Genomic DNA, 18684 nt, shown 5'->3' with positions numbered 1-18684 from the left:
CCGTGCCGGAGAGCAGCGGTCAAACGCGGAGCGTCACGATGCGCACAACTGACTTATGGTTCGCAAGCCGCGATATGACCGTACACATCGCCACAACCCGCAAACGATTGCGTCAGAGTCGAGCCGCTTCGAGCCAAGTCTTAGCCCGCCCGCGGTCCCTGCCCGAGGCCTGATTGCGCTCGTCGACCGCCGAGCTTGCGTCACCGCCGTCCCGGCATGATCGCTTCAGCCAGACGCCTGCTTCATTTCGTCGACTACCGAACACGGGTCCGCCGGCTCGACCGGCACGCGCTGATGCGCGGCGATGCTGCACAGCATTCCGCGCAGGGCCTTCTGCTCGTCATCGCTGAGCGCGGCCAGCAGTTCCGACTCGGCAGCGCTGATCGCCGACTGCGCGTTAGCCAGCCGCTCCCGGCCGACGGCGGTGGCGCGGATCAGCCTGCTGCGACGGTCGTTCGGATCCGGTAGCCGTTCCGCGAGGCCGGCCTTCTCCAGGTCATCGACCAGATAAACCATCACCGTGCGGTCCACACCGAGCTGTTTGGCCAGCTCGGCCTGGTTGTGCGCGCTGCAGTTGGCCGCGCCGTAGAGCGCCTGGAATCCGCGGTGCCCGTGTGGGAGGTCGGCGACAGCACGTTCGACCGCATAGGTGTACGCGCGGAAGCACTGCGCGAGTAGCCACCCGAAATTTTGGTCGAATCCGGCCGGGATCGCGCAGGCGCCGGCCGAGGGCGCGGGTGCGGGTGCAGGCGGATCAGCGACCGCGCTGTGCTCCATGGCGTGTGCGCTCATGCCCGCCCCTTCGCTCTTCACCGTGCTCAAATCCCCGTCTGGTCTGCGATTCCAGGATACAGCGGCCGTGAAGCTTGACAAATAGTCTGCGCAACAGACAATCTAGATCCAAGACCGATTGTCGAACAGACTAGTTCAGGAGCTAGCGATGGCCCGCCTGCTGCACGTTGATTCCTCCGCCCTTTCCGTGGGCTCGGTATCGAAGGAAATCGCCGACACCTTCCGCAAGACCTGGCGGGAGGCGCACCCCGGCGGTGAGATCACGCACCGCGACCTGGGGCGCAACCCGGTGCCGGCGCTCGACGAGGCGGGCATTCACGCGGCCTTCATACCGGCTGAGCAGCACACGGCCGAGCAGTCCGCGGCGTTCGCGCGGCGCACCGAACTGGTGGACGAAGTACTCGCCGCGGACGCGTACCTCTTCACGGTGCCGATGTACAACTGGGGCGTGCCGGCCACCTTCAAGGCTTGGCTCGACCAGATCATCCTGGCCGGCCGCACACTTGTTTTCGACGGCGCACCTCCGCTGGCGGGTCGTCCGGCGACCATCGTGCTCGCCTACGGCGGCGGCTACGACCCCGGAACGCCGCGCGATGGCTGGGACTTCGTGCAGCCGTACCTGGAGACGGTGCTCGGCAAGGCATTGGGGCTCGAGGTCACCGTGATCAAGGCACAGCTGACCCTCGCCGAGCGCAATCCGGCTATGGCGGACCTGATACCGGCGTCAAAGCAGCTGCGTGCCGCGGCGCACGAGGCTGCGGAATCGCGCGCTCGCACCCTCGCCGGCCAGTTCGCCGCCGCGTAGGGCCGGCTCTCGGCCTTCGGACTCAGGCGTCTGAGCGGCATGGATGCGGCCCGCTGCCTCGGGAACCGTCCGTCGAGTTGATCGCTCCGACTCTCCCAACTGCTCGAACCTCCCCGGGCGCCTCAATATCCGTGGCCACAGTCCGGTCCGGGAGACCACGAGGGCGAGGCCGAGGATGACGACAGCGGCGCCGAGCAGCATCGGTGCGGTGACTGACTCGTCGCGCACGATGTGCCCGGTGAGAAAGCCGATGACCGGAATGGCGAGCGCATAGGGCACGACGCGGTCAGCTTGGTGTCGGCCCAGGAGCATCGACCAGCTACCCATCGCCAGGATCGTCGAAAGCACCACCGAATAGGCCAGCGACAGCCACGCGCCCAATCCGGCGTGGCCGAACGCGGTGATGTCGCGGTGGGCACCCTCGTGCAGCAGTGACAGCGTGAGCAGCGGGAGCGGTGGCACGACCGAGGACCAGATCACCAGCCGCAATCCGTTGTCCGGCTTCGCGATCCGGGTGCACACGTTGCCGACCGCCCAGCTGGCCGCGGCGCCGAGCACCAGCAACAGCGACAGCAGGGTGACCGAGCCGCCGCGGGCCAGTCCGACCAGTCCGAGGCCGAGCACGCTGACCGCGATGCCAAAGGCTTGACGTCGCGACGGCCGCTCGTGCAGCGCGAGCGCGGCGAACAGCAGCGTGAACGGTACCTGCGCCTGCATCACCAGGGAGGAAAGGCCGGCGGGCATCCCGGCCGCCATGCCGAGATAGAGCAGGGCGTACTGGCCGGTCCCGGTGAACAGGCCGACCAGGACCAGCCAGCGCCAGGCGATCTGCGGGCGGGGCACGAACAGGCAGCAGACGGCGACGGCCGCGAACCGGAGGGTGGCGAAGAGCAGGGGCGGGAAGTTGGCGAGTCCAGCGTCGATGACGGAGAAGTTGACGCCCCAGACCAGGACGGCGAGCCAGGCTAGCAGGAGGTGGCGGACGGGGAGAGCGGAGCCGCGAGTCATGAATCCAATCAACCAGCGGCAATCATTCAGAACCAGCGAATAGTTCTGCGCGATACCATGCAGAGACGCTGAATCGGGATCCCAGCCTCGGTGCGGTGCGGTGCGGTGCGGTGCGGTGCGGTGCGGCCGGACTTGAGCTGCCCGGGCGCGAATTGGTCGCCCGCCCAACAGCGTCCCGATAGGCCGCGGACTCGTTGGTCTGCGGTGCGGTGCCAGAGCCCGACGCGGCATTCGTCATGGGAGGCGAGCAGCGTGATTGATCCGCGGCATCTACGGACCCTGCGTGCACTCGCGGACCACGGCACGGTGAACGCCGCCGCTGTGGCTCTGCACCTGACTCCCTCCGCAGTCTCGCAGCAGCTGACCGCGCTCGCGAAGTCCACCGGCTGCACACTGGTGCAGCGGCGCGGACGTGGCGTCATCCTCACCGAGCCGGCCCGCATCCTGCTCGATCACGCCGATGCGATTCTCGAGCGTTACGAACGGGCCGACGCCGACCTGCGCGACTTCCGGGACGGAACCGCCGCGCGCTTCCGAATCTGCGCGTTCCCCACTGCCATCGCGGCGTTCGTCGCCAGAGCGGTGGCTGATCTCTGCGAGCAGAACCCGGGCTGGCGGGTCGAGATCGAGGAGGCGGAGTCGGAGGAGTCGCTGGCCCTGCTGCTCGATGGTGATGTGGACGTCGGCGTGGTGATGATCGCACCCAACCGTCCCGCGCTGGCCGATCCGCGGATCGTGCTGGAACCGCTGGTGGTCGATGATTATCGGGCCGTCGTCCCCGCGCGGCATCGACTGGCCAAGAGCGTCGACCCAGTGGATCTCGGCGAACTGGCCGACGAGCCGTGGATCCAATCGCGCCGCTGGACCTCTTGCAACGAGGTGATCGCCGCGGCCTGCGCGTCGGCCGGATTCCAGCCACGGGCCGCGCACTATACGACGGACTTCCTCGCGGCGGTCGGCATGGTCGCGGCAGGACTTGGCGTGACCGTCGTCCCGGAACTCGGCCTGCCGCCGATAGTCCCCGACTCGGTGCGTGTACTGCCGATCGGCCAGGACGCCCCGCACCGCCGTATCGCCGCCGCGATGCGTAAAGGCGCGAACTACTCGCGCGCCGTGGCCGCCCTTCGTGCGGCCTCGGCAAGTGCGAAGGCTGATGCTGCGCGGCTCGCTCAAGCGGTCAGTGCACCGGCGGGGGTCTGATCTCCGACCCGCTTACCGGGTAGTAACAGGTGCAGGTTCGGCGGGCGGACTGTCATAGACGTGTGCTTCGCTGGAATCGGCAGCAACCCCGACGGAGAGGCAAGCGCAGTGCGCGTGGATGCGACGAGTATGCATGATGGGTGCGGACGGCTGGGGGTACTCGGAGGGATGAGCGATGGGCGCCGCGGGCTAGATCTCGCTGACGGCTTGCGGTCCGGCGAACCTCGGTGGCTTGGCGTATGACCGCCGTACCTGAGCTGGAGCTGGCGGGTTGGCGCCGTGAGGTCAGCGTCCTCTACACGGCGGTTCGCGCTGTCCCGAAACCGGAACGCGCGCACGAATTATGGCGGTCGGGGCGAGACGAACTGTTCCGGCGGCACCCGCAAAGCCCGCTGCCACCTGGTGATCCGATGCGCGAGACCGGCGTGCGGTATTGGCCATACGATCCCCGGCTGCGCTTTGAGCTGCCCATTGTCCAGCCCAGCGAGGCAACCGGCTTGAGCGTGCCGACCGATGGCGACGGCAACACCACGATGCGGCTGGTCGGCCGGGTCGAACTGCCGGAACCGATCGGCGCGACGCTCGATGTCTGGTGGCTGCGTCAATACGCCGGCGGACTGTTCGTCCCGCTGCGCGATGGCACCGCTGGAACCGAGAGCTACGGCGGCGGCCGCTATCTGCTGGACACGGCAAAGGGCGCGGATCTCGGCGGTGACGACAACGCCCTCGTCGTCGACCTCAACTTCCTGTACCACCCGTCCTGCCGGTACAACGCGCAATGGCAGTGCCCGCTCGCGCCGCCCGGCAACACCATCAGCGCTCCGATACGCGCCGGTGAACGGTTGTGACGGGTGTACTCGCGCGCCGGGCAATTGTTGCCAATGGTGGCAATGCTGCGCGTCTCCTGGGTCTGATTAGCTGCGAGCCGCTTCGCTAGAATCCCGACCATGGCTGACACAGGGGACCCCAACGCCGCGCTGGAGATGCGCGCCGCCGACTCCGATCGCGAGCGAGTGGCCGAGCAGTTGCGCGACGCCGCAGGGCACGGTCGGCTCACCATGGACGAACTCGAGGACCGGCTGGAGCGCGCCTACGGCGCCAAAACCTACGCCGAACTCGAACCGCTCACCCGGGACCTGCCCGCCGCCGGCACGGCCGCGCCGCTGCCCGCCCCCGCCGGATCGGGAACGTCGCCGCTGGTCGGCGGCACCCCGACCAGTCGCCGCTGGTCGATCGCGATTATGTCGGGTTCTAATCGGCGCGGGCGATGGGTGGTCCCCAGGCGCTACAACGCTTTCTCGTTCTGGGGCGGCGTGGTGCTCGACCTGCGGGAGGCCACCTTCGCCGAGCATGAGACGGTCATCCGCGCGAATGCGATCATGGCGGGGATCGACGTCCTGGTGCCCGAAGGCGTCGACCTGCACGTCGACGGCTTCGGCTTGATGGGCGGATACGACGACGCCACCTCGAGCCAACTGGAACCGCCACCGCCGGGGGCGCCGATCGTGCGGGTCACCGGAATCGCGTTCTGGGCCGGCGTGACCGGCCGCCGTAAGGCCTCGAAGAGTGTGGGGAATAAGAAGCGCGACGAGCTCACGTCCTGACGAAGCCGGCCGGCGCGGCGCTGCGTCAGAGGACTGCGCGCGTGCCGATTTGGGCGAGTAGGAGATCGGCGAGCGTCATCGGGACGGCGGATCCGGCAGGCGCTAGGTGCGCGTATTGAGTCGCGCAGGAGAAGCCGTCGATGATCAGGGCTCTGTCTCGGGTGGCTGGCTGAACCCGCGGTAGCCACTGCTGCTCGCCGATCGCCCTCGACACCGGTTCATGCTTCGCGCTGAAACCGAACGAACCGGCCAGCCCGCAGCATCCGGCATCGAGGACTGACACGTCGTAGCCGAGTGCTTCGAGCAACTGCCGGTCCGCATCGGCGGCATGGATCGCCCGAGCGTGGCAGTGCGGATGAATTGCGACGCGGACAGGGGTCGCGGCGGGCTCGATCGTCTGCCGAAGTGTCGCGACGGCTCCGGTCGCCAGCAGGTGCTCGGCGGGGGAGCGGGACAGGGACGCGAGCTTCGCGGCACGCGGATCGTCGGTGAGCAGCTTCGGTAGTTCGTCGCGGAAGGCGGCCAGGCAGCTCGGCTCGGGGACGACGATCGGCGTGTCTTGTGCGATGTAGACCTCGAGGACGTCGAGCAGGCGTCTCAGTGTCCTGCGAGCGAGGTCGAGCATTCCGGTGTCGTAAAGCGGCCGCGCGCAGCAAGCCCATTCGGTGGGAACGGCGACCGACTCGCCTGCGGCTTCGAGCACTGTCTTCCACGCGATGCCCAGGCCCGGCCGATACGCGTCGGTAAAGGTGTCGGGCCACAGGGCGACGGTGGGGTGAGCGGGAATCGCCGTCCGAGGCTCGGAATGCTGGAGTCGGCGTAGCGAGCTGGACGCGAAGCGGGGGGCCGGACGGTTGGTGGTGACTCCAGCGGCACGGCGCAGCAGAGTACTGATGCCTGGTGCGGAAAGGCCGGCGTTCGCGAGCGCCGGAAACCGCGTCGCGGCGCGCGCAAGCCACGCAACGAACCCGAGGGCGTACATTTCGCGCGGTCGCACGCGTCCCCGATAGTGGTGTGCGAGGAATTCCGCCTTGTACGTCGCCATGTCCACGCGCGTCGGACAGTCGACCGCGCAGCCCTTACAAGACAAGCAGAGATCCAGTGCATCCCGCACGTCCTCGTTGCGCCACGACGCCGGCGTGACCTCGCCCTGGAAGAGCTCGACAAGCAGCTTCGCCCGTCCCCGGGTGGAGTGCCGCTCGTCGCGAGTCGCCCGGTACGACGGGCACATCACGCCCGCGTCGTCCCGCCGGCAACGTCCGACACCGACGCAGCGTTCCGCCGCGTGCTGGAGCGAACCGGCGTCCTCGGCGAATGGGAAGTACGCGGGCGTCAGTGTGCTGGTTCGGTAGCCGGGACCGAAGCGGATGTTCGCGTCGAGCGGATAGGGATCGACAACCTTGCCCGGGTTCATCCTGCCGCGAGGGTCGAATACGGCTTTCACCTGCCGGAAGGCGTCGACGATCTCGGGGCCGTACATCCGCTCCAGCAGTTCGCCACGCGACTGTCCGTCGCCGTGTTCGCCGGAAAGCGACCCGCCCAGCGACGCGACGAGATCGGCTGCGCGCTCGACGTAGCTGCGATATGAGCGAAGCCCGCTCTCCGTGCGCAGGTCGAAGTTGTTGCGCGTGTGTACGCAGCCTTGGCCGAAGTGCCCGTACCACGCGCCTTGGTAGCCGAACTCGTCCCAGAGCTTTGCGATCCCGCGTAGGTAGGTCCCGAGCTTTGCCGGCGGTACGGCGGCGTCCTCCCAGCCTTCGAGATTGTGGCTGCCGTCCTCGCGAATCGCGGTGGCGCCGAGCCCTGATTCGCGAATCGCCCACGCGTCCCGCTGCTCGGCCGCGTCGTCGAGGCGGCGATAGGGGAGTGCGGGAGGAAGAAGGCTGATGAAGCGATCCGTGCGGGCGTCGGCTTCGCCGGAACTTTCCGCGCCGATTTCGGCCAGCAGCCAGCCGCCACGATCGCGCTCAATCGCTTCGTCGATGCCTGGCAGGAGGCTGAGCTGGCCGAGGTTGAGCCGGTGCGCCCTCATCTGCCGCACGAGTGTGACGTCGAAGCCCTCAAGTCCGATAAGTCCGGCGTCGAGTGCAGATAACAGGCCCAACACGGAATCAGCGGCCTCGAAGACGCCGGGGTACGCGAGGATGACCAGGCGGCGATGTGCCGGGCTGGGGATCAGCCGCACGGTCGCCTCGGTGATCAGCGCGCAGGTCGACTCAGTGCCCACCAGTAGCCGGGCCACGTGCAGCGGCCGACCGGGCACGATCTGATCGAGGTTGAACCCTGAGACACGCCGGGGCAGTTCCGGAAAGCGGCTCGCGACGAGGTCGGCGCTGCGGCGGCCGATCTCCCGCAGCGAGCCGACAATCGCCGCCTCCTCGGCCCCCGACTTCACCAGGCCGGCGTACTGTTCATCGTCGTAGGACCCGAATTCGTAGCGCTCGCCGCCATACGTCACAACGCGCAGCCGGTCCACGTTGTCGACCGTCTTTCCCGCGAACAACGCATGCGTCCCGCACGAGTTGTTGCCGATCATTCCGCCGAGCGTGCACCACGCGTGCGTCGCCGGATCGGGGCCGAAAGTCAGCCCATGCGCTTCGGCCGCCGCACGCAGATCGTCGAGCACGACGCCCGGCTGAACTCGCGCGATCCGCGCCACCGGATCGATCTCCAAGATCGCCGTCATATACCGGCTGAAGTCGACGACGACGGCTTCGTTGCAGCCCTGACCGGCGAGAGACGTCCCTCCGCCTCGACCGAGTACCGGTACGTCGAACCGTGCACATACCGTCAGAGTGCTGACGACGTCCGCCTCGTCGCGCGGGAACACGACGCCGATCGGCACCTGCCGGTAGTTCGACGAGTCGGTCGCGTACACGGCCCGCGCGCCGGCGCCGAACTCGACATCCCCGCGGACTCCTGCACGTAGCGCGGATTCAAGCGTTGCAGGGCTCACGCGTGCCGGACCGCCCACAGCGCCGCCTGCGTGCGGTCGGCGACGCCCAACTTCATCAGCACGCTGGAGACGTGCGTCTTCACGGTCTTCTCCGAAACTGTCAGGGCTCTGGCGATCTCGCGATTCGAGCGGCCGCGCGCGATCAGATCCAGCACCTCGCGCTCCCGCGCGGTCAGCTGCGGATCGGCGCCCGCGCCTTCCGTCGTCTGCGAAGCGTTCCCGCTCAGCAACGCGGCGGCCACCTCAGGACCAAGCAGTACATGCCCCGCGGCCACGGCCCGGATCGCCGCGGCCAGCGCGGACGGCTCGACCTCCTTGGAGACGTAACCGCGCGCACCGGCCCGGATCGCGGGCACCACAGTCCGGTGCTCACCGAAGCTGGTGACGATCAGTACCTTGCTTTCCACCGCGGCCTCAGCCATCAGCTCGATGGCGGTCACGCCGTCGGTCCCGGGCATCACCAGGTCCAGCAGCACCACGTCCGGCCGCAATTCTTGGGCCAGCTGCGCCGCCTGCGCGCCGTCCGCAGCCTCGCCGACTACTTCGATGTCCGGTTGCAGCTCCAGGAATACGCGTAAACCCTGCCGCACCATCGGATGATCGTCGGCGATCAGAACACTGATCTTGCCGGTACTCGGCGCCACCGCGCTCACCTGGGCACGCGTGCGCGAGTCTGGGTGCGTTTCTTGCTCATGCAGGACGTCCACCGGGTACCTCCAACCGCACCGTCGTGCCCTGACCCGGGGCCGAGGTCACCTGCACCCTCCCGCCGACCGAATCCGCTCGTTCGCGCATTGATACAAGTCCGAGCCCGCGCTCACCCGTGCTCCTCCCCGTTTCGAAGCCGACGCCGTCATCGACCACTGACAGCACCGCGCCACCACGCGGCAGCGGCGCGAGCGAGATCTCGATCTGCTTCGCCTCCGCGTGTCTCAGGGCATTGTGCAGCGCCTCCTGCGCGACTCGCAGCACTACCTGCTCGTGCGCCGGAGGCAGGGCACTGATCGGCTTGTCCCGGAAGCTAACCCGTGGCCCGCCGCTGCTCTGCTGCGCCCGGTCCAGCACGTCGACCTTCTTGCGCATCGCCACCGCCAGGCCGTCCTCGTCCAGCTCGGCCGGCCGCAGCTCGTCGACCGCCGCGCGCAGTTCCTCGGCCGCCTCCTTCGCCAGCACCGAGATCTGGCCCAGGTGCGCCCGCGCCCGCTGCGGATCGGCCTGCACCAAGCCGCCGGCCGCCTCCGCCGTCAACCGCAGCGCGAACAGCTTCTGCGCGACCGCGTCGTGCAGTTCGCGAGCCAGCCGGGTCCGCTCCTGCGCGATGGCCAGTTCCCGCTCCCGCTCGTACAGCCGCGCGTGGGTGAGCGCGATGGCCGCGTGCGCCGCGAGCACGGTCAGCAGTTCCTCGTCCTGCTCGGTGAAGCCTTGCCCGTCCTCGGGCGGCGTCGTGTTGCCGAGGAAGAGCGCGCCGAGGATCTCGTCGCAGTCCCGGATCGGCACGCCGAGGAACGCGGTCAGTCGCGGGTGCGCCTTCGGCCACCAGCCGAACCGCGGGTCGGCGGTGATGTCGTCGAGTCGCTGCGGCCGTGGGTCGTGCAGCATCACCGAGAGCATCCCGTGCTGGCGCGGCAGCGGTCCGATCGCCGCCCACTGCTCGTCGCTCATGCCCTCGACCAGGAACCGCGCGAAGGACCCAGCGCCGTCGGGAATGCCGAGCGCCGCGTACTGCGCGCCCACCAGTTCGCGCGCCGTGCGCACGATCCGCCGCAGCGCCTCACTGGTGTCCAGGTGCCGGCTGATCGTCAGCACCGCCTGGCTCAGCTCATGCAGCGTGGCCAGAGCTTGCTTCCGGTCTGCTGTGGTGGACACGCCTCCACGGTAGCGCGCCGCCCGGATCGGCAGATCGGCCGCTGCTCCGCCCGTGGTCCTAGGACCGATGGACGAGGGCCGGTCCGGTCGGCGGACCGATCCGCGCGCGGGCAGGCCGGGGAGAGAGTCGAGGCATGACACCGACATCGACACCGAAACCGATGACAGACACCGTCCAGATGACAGACACCGTTCAAACGGACAGCGTGGACGAGGTCCGGATCCGGGCCCGCGCCGCTCGGCGGATCGGGGACGACACGCACCGTCCGGTCGCGCTGATCACCGGCGCTTCACGCGGCCTCGGCCGCGAGCTGGCCCGGGCGCTGGCCAAGGACGGCTGGCGGTTGGTGATCACCGCGCGAGGTTCCGCCGAACTCGACGAGGCCGCCGCCGAGCTGTCCGCGCTCACCGAGGTCGCGGCGCTGGCCGGCAGCATCGTGGCCGACGAGCACCGCGCCGACCTGGCCGAGGCCGCGGCGCAGTTCGGCGGCGTGGACCTGCTGATCAACAACGCCTCGACGCTCACCGGCTACGACCTGAAGGGCGCCGCGCTGCCGACCCTCGCGCAGTTCCCGCTGCCCGGCCTGCTGGAGACCTTCGAGGTGAACATCCTCGGTCCGATCGCGCTGACGCAACTGGTGCTGCCGCAGCTGCGCCAGTCGCGCGGCGCGATCATCAACATCTCCTCGGACGCGGCCGTCGAGCCGTACGCGGGCTGGGGAGGTTACGGCGCGAGCAAGGCGGCGCTTGATCACGCCTCCGCGATCCTCGCGCAGGAGGAACCCGAGCTGCGCGTGTGGGCTGTGGACCCAGGCGACATGCGCACGCGGATGCACCAGGAGGCGTTCCCCGGTGAGGACATCTCGGATCGGCCGCTGCCCGAGACGGTGGTGCCCGCGTTCCGCGCGCTACTGCGCGACTGGCCGGTCTCGGGCCGGTATGCCGCCGCCGAACTGCTGCGCACCACGAAGGAGGAAGTCTGATGATGCTGATTCGCGACATCGCGCAACTGGCGCAGATCGCCGCCGGATCGGGCGCCAGCACCCGGGGAACCGGAGAATCAGGGTTCGAGCAGGATGGGGCTTTCCCGGCGCTCGACGCGTTCGGCGGCGGCTTCGACTTCTCCGTGCCGGACGAGCTGTCCGCTCACGCGCCCGCGGAAGCGCGCGGCCTGCGCCGGGACGCGGTGCGGATGCTGGTCGGGCGGCGCGATGGCCTGGGACTCGCGCACCACACCGCCGCTGACCTGCCGCAGGTGTTGCGTCCCGGCGACCTGCTCGTGGTCAACAACTCGGGGACGCTTCCCGCTGCGCTGAGCGGAACGCTGCCGGACGGCACGCCGGTCGCGGTGCACGTGTCCAGCGCCGAACCTGGTGCGGGAGGGGAGCACTTGGTCGAGCTGCGCAGGCCGCACGCGGGCAGCACGGTGCCTTACGCGGCGGCGAGGCGACACCCGAGCCGGGCGGACAAGGGCGTACTGACCGTGCCGTCTCCTGCCCGGCCCGGCTTGGAGATCACGCTGCCCGCAGGCGCCTCGCTCCGGCTGACCGCGGCGTTCACCAAGCGGCTCTGGTACGCGCGCTTCCGGCTCCCGAGCGGGGGCGGCGAGCCGTCAGTGCGCGAGCGCGACCAGAGCGCGCCGACGAGGACCGCAGTCGATACCGTCGCGGACTACCTCGGCCGTCACGGCAAGCCGATCCGCTACTCGTACGTAGACCGGGACTGGCCGCTGTCCGCTTATCAGACCGTCTTCGCGGCCGAGCCGGGCAGTAGCGAGATGCCGAGTGCCGCGAGGCCGTTCACGCTCGAACTTGTCGCGGCGCTCGTCTCGCGCGGCGTGCTCATCGCGCCGATCACGCTGCACACCGGCGTGGCCTCGCCTGAACTGCACGAGGCTCCATACGCCGAGCGGTACCGCGTCCCGGAGAGCACCGCGAGGCTGGTCAACCACGTGCGGGCGTCCGGCGGGCGGGTCATAGCGGTGGGCACGACGGCCGTGCGCGCGCTCGAATCAGCGGCCGACCCCGACGGGAAGGTCCGCGCTGCCGACGGCTGGACGGATCTGATCATCACGCCGGAGCGTGGCGTGCGCGCGGTCGACGGTCTGCTGACCGGATGGCACGAGCCGCGCGCGTCGCACCTGCTGATGCTGGAAGCCGTCGCCGGCCGCCCGCTGCTCGACCTCTGCTATGCCGAGGCCATTCGCGAGCGGTACCTGTGGCACGAGTTCGGAGACGTGAACCTGCTGCTGCCGTGAACAGCGAGCGTCGCCGATCCGCCGCTGATCCAACGCGAGTGGCAAGCAGCGAGCGCCGAGCGGGCTCAGTTCGATCCGGTGGAGGCCGAGGCGAGGCCGACGATGATGCTGATGAACACGATCCCGTAGCCCACGGCGAGCCAAGTGGAGCGATGGCGGCGTACCGTCACCGCTCCAATCGCCGTACCCGCGGCGATGATCGGGGAGACGAACAGCGGCAGCGCGAACTCGAACCAGGCGCCGTTCGCCGAGCACAGCGCTGAGCCATTCGGGGTGCAGCCGGTGACTGTGGACAGGATCCCGGCCGCGAAGCAAAGGATCGCCCCGGCGACCGCGACCAGCGGAAGCAGCAGCGCGGCGCACCCTATACCGCTGCTGACCGGCCTGCCTTTGCCGGCGGTCTGCTCCGCTTCGAGGTCGGCGTCGAGGTTGGCCGCGCAGTCGGCGTCGCTCTCGGCATCTTCCTCAGGGTCGGGCGCGGCGCCCTCGTCATCCGCCGCCTCGGGACCAGTCTCTAGCGCTTGACCAGCGTCGGGATCGGATCGCAGGCCCGCATCCGGCGCCTGCGCGGCCGTCGCCCCGGCGTCCTGATCCGCCCCGACCGTACTTACCCGGTCGGCCCGCCCTGCGGCCTCACTGTCCTCGGCTTCCACGCCGCCACCCCTCCCTTTGGAGGTGGAATTGTATGCGCTCGCACACCAGTCCAGGGAGGGGTCGCCGCGACCCTTCCGCACCCTGTTCCCTACCCTACATTTGACGAAGAAGCCTGAGTCAGGGGCGCAAGGGGGTTGCGAACCTGGCCCGCTGCGGCGAGGATCACCCCATGAATGCGCCCGCCGCCGTCCCGCAGCTCGTCGATGAGTACCTGACCTGGTATTTCGCCGAGAATCCGGCCCACGCTCAGCTGCTCGGAGCCGAGGGTTTCGACGGACAGCTCGGCGACCATTCGGCCGAAGCCATGCAGCGGCGGGACCGGGAGGCGACCGCCTGGCTGGAGCGCTTCGACGCGCTGCCACCCGCCGCCGACCTCGACGATGAGATCGACCGGCGGCTCGCGGTGGCTCAGCTACGCGGCCAGCAGCTGCTCGCCGAGTGGCCGACCTGGCGGCGCGATCCCGCGGCGTACCTCTCCATCACCTTCTTCAGCCTGCTGATGCCGTATGTGCACCGGCTGCACCCGGAGGAGTACCTGGTCGAGGACACCCTCGGCAAGCTCGCGCAGCTTCCCGACGTGCTGGCCGCGTGCCGCGACAACCTCGATGCCGAACTCGCCGCGCCGCTCATCGTCGGCCGCGGCCTCGGCCAGGCCCGCACCGGACGCGCCTTCGTCACCGCCTCCCTGCCCGGCATGATCGGCGACGAGCGGCTGGCCGCCCGCGTGCGCGAGGCCGCTGAGCCGGCTGCCGCCGCGTTCGACGAGACCTCGGCCTTCCTGCAGGACTTCCAGCACAAGGCCCGCGGCGACTGGCGGATGGGCGACCGGCTCTACTCCGCGCTGCTGACCGAACGCGAACTGCTCGGCTACGGCGCCGCCGAACTGCACGAGCGCGGCGAGCGTGCGTACGCCGCCCTGGACGCCGAACTGGGCGAGCTGACCCGCGCCATTTCCCGCGACTCGGCCACCGGGGAATCAGCGGACTGGCACGCGCTGATCGAGTCGCTCCAGGACGACCATCCGCCGACGCTCGAGGCGATGCGCGCGGAGTACGAGGCCGAGACCGAGCGCGCCCGGCGGTTCGCCCGCGAGCGCGGCATCGTCACCTTCGCGCAGGGTGAGGAGTGCCGCGTCGTGCCTTCGCCCGAGTTCCAGCGCCCGATCCTCTCCGTCGCGTCGTACATGCCTCCGCCACCGCTGACCGCCAACCGCGTCGGCCATTTCTTCGTGCCCTACGCCCCGGCCGACTTCACCGAGGATCAGGTGCGCCAGCGTCTGGAGACCAACTCCCGCGCGCAGATCCCGACCATCTCCGTGCACGAGGCCTACCCGGGCCACCACTGGCATCTGTCCTGGTCCGCGAACTCGACGCGCACCCTGCGCAAGGTGCACCGCACGCCGTACTTCTCCGAGGGCTGGGCGCTTTACGTCGAGACGGTGATGCGTGATGAGGGCTACTTCACCGATACGCGCCACGAACTCGCGCACGTGGAGGCGCGCGCCTTCCGCGCCGCCCGCATCGTCGTCGACACAGCGCTGCACTGCGGGGAGATGACAGTCGAACAGGCCGAGGCGTTCCTGGTGGAGAAGACCGCGCTGTCCGCGGGTACCGCGAAGGGCGAGGTGTCGCGGTACTGCGCCTGGCCGACGCAGGCGCCGTCGTATCTGACCGGATGCCTGGAGATCGAGAGTATCCGGGACGAGTACCTGGCGCGTGGCCTCGGTTCGCGGCGCGAGTTCCACGACACGATCGCCGGGTCCGGCAGCCTCCCGCTCGGTCTGGCCCGTGCCGCCGCGCTCGGGCGTGTTTGAAAAGTATCGCCGGGGCCGCGGCGCCTGCCACGCACGCTCGCTGCGTTGTCGGATCCCCGGTGCCGCCAGGAACCTGTTGGGCGCTGCCGGACGCCCGGTACGAGGACGACCCTCCGCCTTGCGATCGCACGCGCCAGACACCGCGGCCTTATCCGACGCTACATTTCAAACACGCCCGCGGCGGGTTCGACGCGAAGCCGGACGCGATGGCCGAAGACACGCAAACCGCTGGATGACGGAGAAATCACGGGATAACCACGCCGCCACGTGGGCATCACTGCCATGATGAGTGATGTGCGGCCTCTGATTGGCTTGACCGCCTACCGGACTCACGCCGCCTGGGGCGTGTGGCACACCCCAGCGGCGTTGCTTCCGCATGCCTACGCCGACCACGTCACGGCGGCCGGCGGTGTGCCGGTGCTGCTCCCGATCGGCGCGGACGACGCCGCCCAGGCCGTGATCAGCCGGCTGGACGGGCTCATTCTCAGTGGCGGCCCGGACATCGAACCGGTGCGGTATGGAGCGGCTCCGGATCCGTTCGCGGAGCGTTCGCAGGCGGACCGGGACACCTGGGAGACCGCGCTGCTGATGGCCGCGCTCCAGGCCGACCTGCCGGTGCTCGGGATCTGCCGCGGCATGCAGCTGATCAACGTTTGCCTCGGCGGCACGCTGCACCAGCACCTACCGGACCTGGCCGGGGGAGAGCGGCACCGCCCGGCGCCCGGCGTGTACGGCACGGTGCGAATCCGGCTGGACACGGACGCGCTGCCGGGCTCACTGCTCGGCGAGGGCGTCGACGTGCCCTGTCATCACCACCAGGCGATCGACCGGCTCGGCAACGGCATGGTGGCCAGCGCGTGGGCGCAGGACGGCACGATCGAGGCTGCCTGGGTGCCGCACCGCCGGTTCCTGGTGGGCGTGCAATGGCATCCGGAGGTGCGCGACGACCCGGCGCTGTTCACCGCGCTGGTGAAAGCAACTGGTTAGGGTCGCGCCCGGCACGTCACCGGGCTGCCGGAACCGCGGTCAGGCCGGCTGCCACAGCTCGATGCGATTGCCCTCGGGATCGGTGACCCAGCCGAATCGGCCGACCCCTGCCATCTCCTGGGTTTCCTCCTCGACGTTCGCGCCCTTGGCGCGCAACTGCGCGAGCATCGCGTCCAGGTCGCGAACCCGGAAGTTGAGCATGGTCTGCTGGGTGCGGGAGCCGAAGTAGTCGGACTCGGGCTCGAAGGTCGCGAACACGGTCGGCCCGGTGTCCTGGTTCCACAGGCCGTGCTCGTCGGCGTCCAGGCCAAGGCAATCGCGATACCAGGCGTTGAGGGCCGCCGGGTCGGCGGCGCGCAGGAAGTACCCGCCGATGCCGAGCACGTGTTCCATGCCGCTCATCCTGCCAGGGTGGCTCAGTGCACGCGCGTGAGCAGTATCCCGGCCTCGGCTGCCGTGTCCACCAGGTGGATCGAGGTCGCCATCGGGCGCGAATAGGCCAGCGCGCGCAGCAGCGGCCAGGCCGGCAACGTGTTTGTCCAGTGGTTGATGCCGACGAGGATCAGCCGCCGCGGCACCTCGCCGACCGGCGTGTAGTACGCGGGTGTCGCGGCCTGGAAGATCTCCTGGACCGTGCCGGCCGCGCCGGGCAGGAACACCAGTCCGGCCGAGGCGCGGGCCAGCAGCCAGTCCTCCCGCGCCGCGTTGGAGAAGTACTTCGCGATCGCGCCCGCGAAGGCGTTGGGCGGCTCGTGTCCGTAGAACCAGGTCGGCACGGAAAGCGACTCGCCCGCCCGCTCCGCCGGGAACGCCGCCCGCACCCCGAACGCGGCGCGCGCCCAGGCGGTCGGGTCCGGCCGGAAGTCGCGGGCCTCGCCGAGCGCCGCGACCGCCTCGTCCACGGCTCCTTCGCCGAACGGCGCCAAGTACGCGCCCAGATTCGCCGCCTCCATCGCGCCCGGGCCGCCGCCGGTCGCCACGGTGAATCCGGCGCGCGTCAGGGTCCTGCCGAGATGCGCGGCCGCCTCGTAGGCGGAGGAGTCGCGGCTGACGGCGTGTCCGCCGAGCACCGCCACGGTCTTGCGGTCCGTCAGGTAGTCGCCGAGCGCGTCGGTGATCGAGTCGTCGTGCAGGCCGCGCAGCACGATCCCGAGCACGTCCTCGCGGTCGCGTGGCCCTGACTCCCAGGCGTAGGTGAGGGCGTCAGGAGTCTGCTCATATGGTTTCTGCGCGATTCCGTCGTAGAGCTCGTCCGCGGTGTACAACGTGGTGCGGTAGGGATCGAATGGCAGGTTCGGCGCCGGGGAGAAGACCATCGCGCCGCGTTGGCGCAGGTCAGCGGCCACCGACTCGGTCAGCGAGCAGCCGAGGAACACCGAGTCCGCGACATCCGCGGTGCGCAGCTCCCAGCCGCGATCCACGAGATCGACCGCCTGCACCCGGCAGCCCGCGAGGCTGCCCTGGTGCGATCTCAAGTGGTTGTCGAAGGCGGCCAGGGACTCGATCTCCATGGTCGCAAAGCGTAGTCGCCGCTCGGCGCTCGCGGGTACCGGTCGGCACAATCCAGCCGGGCGCAATGGAGCGGTCGGCGGCCGTGACGCTTTCACGACGGGGCCGTGGCGACTGCGCCCGTGGCTCGCCGGATGACGTGCGCAGCGAGCTGGAGACTTGATTCATGCCGGTGAGGGCGGCCTTTGCGGTGGATCGGCGCGGGTGTATTAAGAGCACGGGAACCTGCGAGATCGAAGGCTGATAATCCACTTCTCGCCGGCCGGTCGCGGCCGGGAAGGGAGCAGAGTCATGCGACGCATCCTGCGCCTGGCCGCCCTGCCGATTCTGGCTTTGTCCGCGCTCGTGCTCGCCGGCGCCGGCCCGGCGGCCGCGGCGGTGCACCCCGCCGCATCGTGCGCCGGAACGATCCAGATCGACTCGTTCGCGTTCAGCACGCCGGTGGTGACGGCGGGTCAGGTCGCCTCGGCGAAGCTGACCGCCACCAACTGCACCGCGCAGCCGGTCAACGCGATGGTCCAGGCTTATGGCCGCTTCTTCGGCCCGACCGGCAACGCGCTGCCGCCCGGCTGCCCGGTGGTCGACCCGTTCGCGCTGTACGTGACTTTCGCGCCGAACGGCCAGTACACGAACACCTTCGGCACCTCGACCTTCTCGGGCTGCACCGCCACGTCGTACACGGAGTACGTCAACTTCTCGATCGGCGGCACGACCGTGGCCTCGGCCACCGCGACGGTGGCGATCCAGGGTGGCGCGGCTTCCTCCTGCCATGTCACGTACCTCAAGCAGAGCGAATGGCAGGGCGGCTTCGTGGCGGCGATCTCCATCACGAACACCGGCACCGTGACGATGTCCAGCTGGGTGCTGAGCTTCACCTTCGGCGGCGACCAGCAGATCGGCAACCTGTGGAACGGGCAGTTCACCCAGACCGGCGAAGCGGTGAAGATCTCCGGCACGGCGTCGAACATGACGATCGCGCCGGGGGCGACGCTCAGCGGCATCGGCTTCCTCGGCACGTGGCACACCAGTGACGCCCCGCCGGCTTCCTTCGCGGTGAACGGACTGGCCTGCGTCTGACTCTCCCGGGCCTGACTCCACGTCTCCCGGACCTGGCCCCGACTTTCTGTGCCCCCGGGCGGCGCCACCGCCGCGCACCCTCGTCTGCTCCCGCCACAGCCCAGGATTCAACCGGGCGGGAGCAGGCCTTATCTCGTCACTCGCCGATGGCGCCGC

General features: G+C 69.5%; 17 protein-coding genes. 9 read left to right on the top strand and 8 right to left on the bottom strand.

Translation table 11 applies throughout. From position 1 onward, the window contains the following. Positions 1-225: 225 nt before the first annotated feature. The gene (locus VN779_RS00085) at positions 226-792 is read right to left on the bottom strand and encodes a MarR family transcriptional regulator (protein WP_325718873.1); all 567 of its coding nucleotides are present in this window, start codon (positions 790-792) and stop codon (positions 226-228) included. Between the two features lie 148 nt (positions 793-940). Between VN779_RS00085 and VN779_RS00080 the strand changes: the two genes are divergently transcribed. After that, a complete protein-coding gene (locus VN779_RS00080) occupies positions 941-1597 on the top strand; it encodes an FMN-dependent NADH-azoreductase (protein WP_325718871.1) in 657 nt (218 codons plus the stop codon). Here VN779_RS00080 and VN779_RS00075 read toward each other — a convergent pair. After that, positions 1517-2605: an EamA family transporter gene (locus tag VN779_RS00075; protein ID WP_325718869.1), complete on the bottom strand. Its 1089-nt coding sequence runs from the start codon at positions 2603-2605 to the stop codon at positions 1517-1519. The genes VN779_RS00080 and VN779_RS00075 overlap by 81 nt on opposite strands. Positions 2606-2857: 252 nt before the next feature. Here VN779_RS00075 and VN779_RS00070 point away from each other — a divergent pair, with 252 nt between their 5' ends. From VN779_RS00070 to VN779_RS00060, 3 genes are all read left to right on the top strand, one after another. Then, positions 2858-3805, top strand: a complete 948-nt coding sequence (locus tag VN779_RS00070) for a LysR family transcriptional regulator (protein ID WP_325718867.1) — start codon at positions 2858-2860, stop codon at positions 3803-3805. 410 nt (positions 3806-4215) lie between these two features. Further along, positions 4216-4653 (top strand): DUF1684 domain-containing protein, encoded by a 438-nt coding sequence (locus VN779_RS00065; RefSeq protein WP_325718866.1) that lies wholly within the window; start codon positions 4216-4218, stop codon positions 4651-4653. A 99-nt stretch (positions 4654-4752) separates the two neighbouring features. Beyond that, entirely contained in the window at positions 4753-5409 is a 657-nt protein-coding gene (locus VN779_RS00060) for a DUF1707 SHOCT-like domain-containing protein (RefSeq protein WP_325718864.1), read from the top strand. A 25-nt stretch (positions 5410-5434) separates the two neighbouring features. On the opposite strand, the gene VN779_RS00055 is transcribed toward VN779_RS00060, so the two are convergent. Genes VN779_RS00055 through VN779_RS00045 form a run of 3 tightly spaced genes read right to left on the bottom strand, consistent with a single transcriptional unit; the run spans position 5435 to position 10231 of the window. After that, positions 5435-8365: an FAD-binding and (Fe-S)-binding domain-containing protein gene (locus VN779_RS00055; RefSeq protein WP_325718863.1), complete on the bottom strand. Its 2931-nt coding sequence runs from the start codon at positions 8363-8365 to the stop codon at positions 5435-5437. Next, positions 8362-9009, bottom strand: a complete 648-nt coding sequence (locus VN779_RS00050; protein ID WP_325718862.1) for a response regulator transcription factor — start codon at positions 9007-9009, stop codon at positions 8362-8364. Before VN779_RS00050 ends, VN779_RS00055 begins: the two co-directional genes overlap by 4 nt. A 46-nt stretch (positions 9010-9055) precedes the next feature. After that, positions 9056-10231 (bottom strand): GAF domain-containing sensor histidine kinase, encoded by a 1176-nt coding sequence (locus VN779_RS00045; RefSeq protein WP_325718861.1) that lies wholly within the window; start codon positions 10229-10231, stop codon positions 9056-9058. A gap of 179 nt (positions 10232-10410) precedes the next feature. Here VN779_RS00045 and VN779_RS00040 point away from each other — a divergent pair, with 179 nt between their 5' ends. Continuing rightward, positions 10411-11214: an SDR family oxidoreductase gene (locus tag VN779_RS00040; RefSeq protein ID WP_325718860.1), complete on the top strand. Its 804-nt coding sequence runs from the start codon at positions 10411-10413 to the stop codon at positions 11212-11214. Further along, positions 11214-12488 carry an S-adenosylmethionine:tRNA ribosyltransferase-isomerase gene (locus tag VN779_RS00035; RefSeq protein ID WP_325718859.1) on the top strand — a complete coding sequence of 425 codons (1275 nt, stop codon included), beginning with the start codon at positions 11214-11216 and terminating at the stop codon, positions 12486-12488. Before VN779_RS00040 ends, VN779_RS00035 begins: the two co-directional genes overlap by 1 nt. A 65-nt stretch (positions 12489-12553) precedes the next feature. Here VN779_RS00035 and VN779_RS00030 read toward each other — a convergent pair whose 3' ends face one another. Next, the gene (locus VN779_RS00030) at positions 12554-13141 is read right to left on the bottom strand and encodes a hypothetical protein (protein ID WP_325718857.1); all 588 of its coding nucleotides are present in this window, start codon (positions 13139-13141) and stop codon (positions 12554-12556) included. A 170-nt stretch (positions 13142-13311) separates the two neighbouring features. On the opposite strand from VN779_RS00030, the gene VN779_RS00025 reads away from it, so the two are divergent. Both VN779_RS00025 and VN779_RS00020 read left to right on the top strand, forming a co-directional pair. Then, the gene (locus tag VN779_RS00025; RefSeq protein ID WP_325718855.1) at positions 13312-14955 is read left to right on the top strand and encodes a DUF885 domain-containing protein; all 1644 of its coding nucleotides are present in this window, start codon (positions 13312-13314) and stop codon (positions 14953-14955) included. A gap of 285 nt (positions 14956-15240) precedes the next feature. Continuing rightward, positions 15241-15942 carry a gamma-glutamyl-gamma-aminobutyrate hydrolase family protein gene (locus VN779_RS00020; RefSeq protein ID WP_349260563.1) on the top strand — a complete coding sequence of 234 codons (702 nt, stop codon included), beginning with the start codon at positions 15241-15243 and terminating at the stop codon, positions 15940-15942. 39 nt (positions 15943-15981) lie between these two features. Here the strand turns inward: VN779_RS00020 and VN779_RS00015 are convergent, their stop codons facing one another. Next, positions 15982-16335, bottom strand: coding sequence for a VOC family protein (locus tag VN779_RS00015; RefSeq protein ID WP_349260565.1), 354 nt, complete (start codon positions 16333-16335; stop codon positions 15982-15984). Between the two features lie 23 nt (positions 16336-16358). Continuing rightward, a complete protein-coding gene (locus tag VN779_RS00010; protein ID WP_325718847.1) occupies positions 16359-17453 on the bottom strand; it encodes a hypothetical protein in 1095 nt (364 codons plus the stop codon). A gap of 289 nt (positions 17454-17742) precedes the next feature. On the opposite strand from VN779_RS00010, the gene VN779_RS00005 reads away from it, so the two are divergent. Further along, positions 17743-18528 carry a cellulose binding domain-containing protein gene (locus tag VN779_RS00005; RefSeq protein ID WP_325718845.1) on the top strand — a complete coding sequence of 262 codons (786 nt, stop codon included), beginning with the start codon at positions 17743-17745 and terminating at the stop codon, positions 18526-18528. The last annotated feature ends 156 nt before the right edge of the window (positions 18529-18684 follow it).

The sequence above is a fragment of the Actinocrinis sp. genome, from assembly GCF_035605935.1.
Lineage (GTDB): Bacteria > Actinomycetota > Actinomycetes > Streptomycetales > Catenulisporaceae > Actinocrinis.
This window is presented reverse-complemented; position numbering and strand designations above follow the sequence as displayed.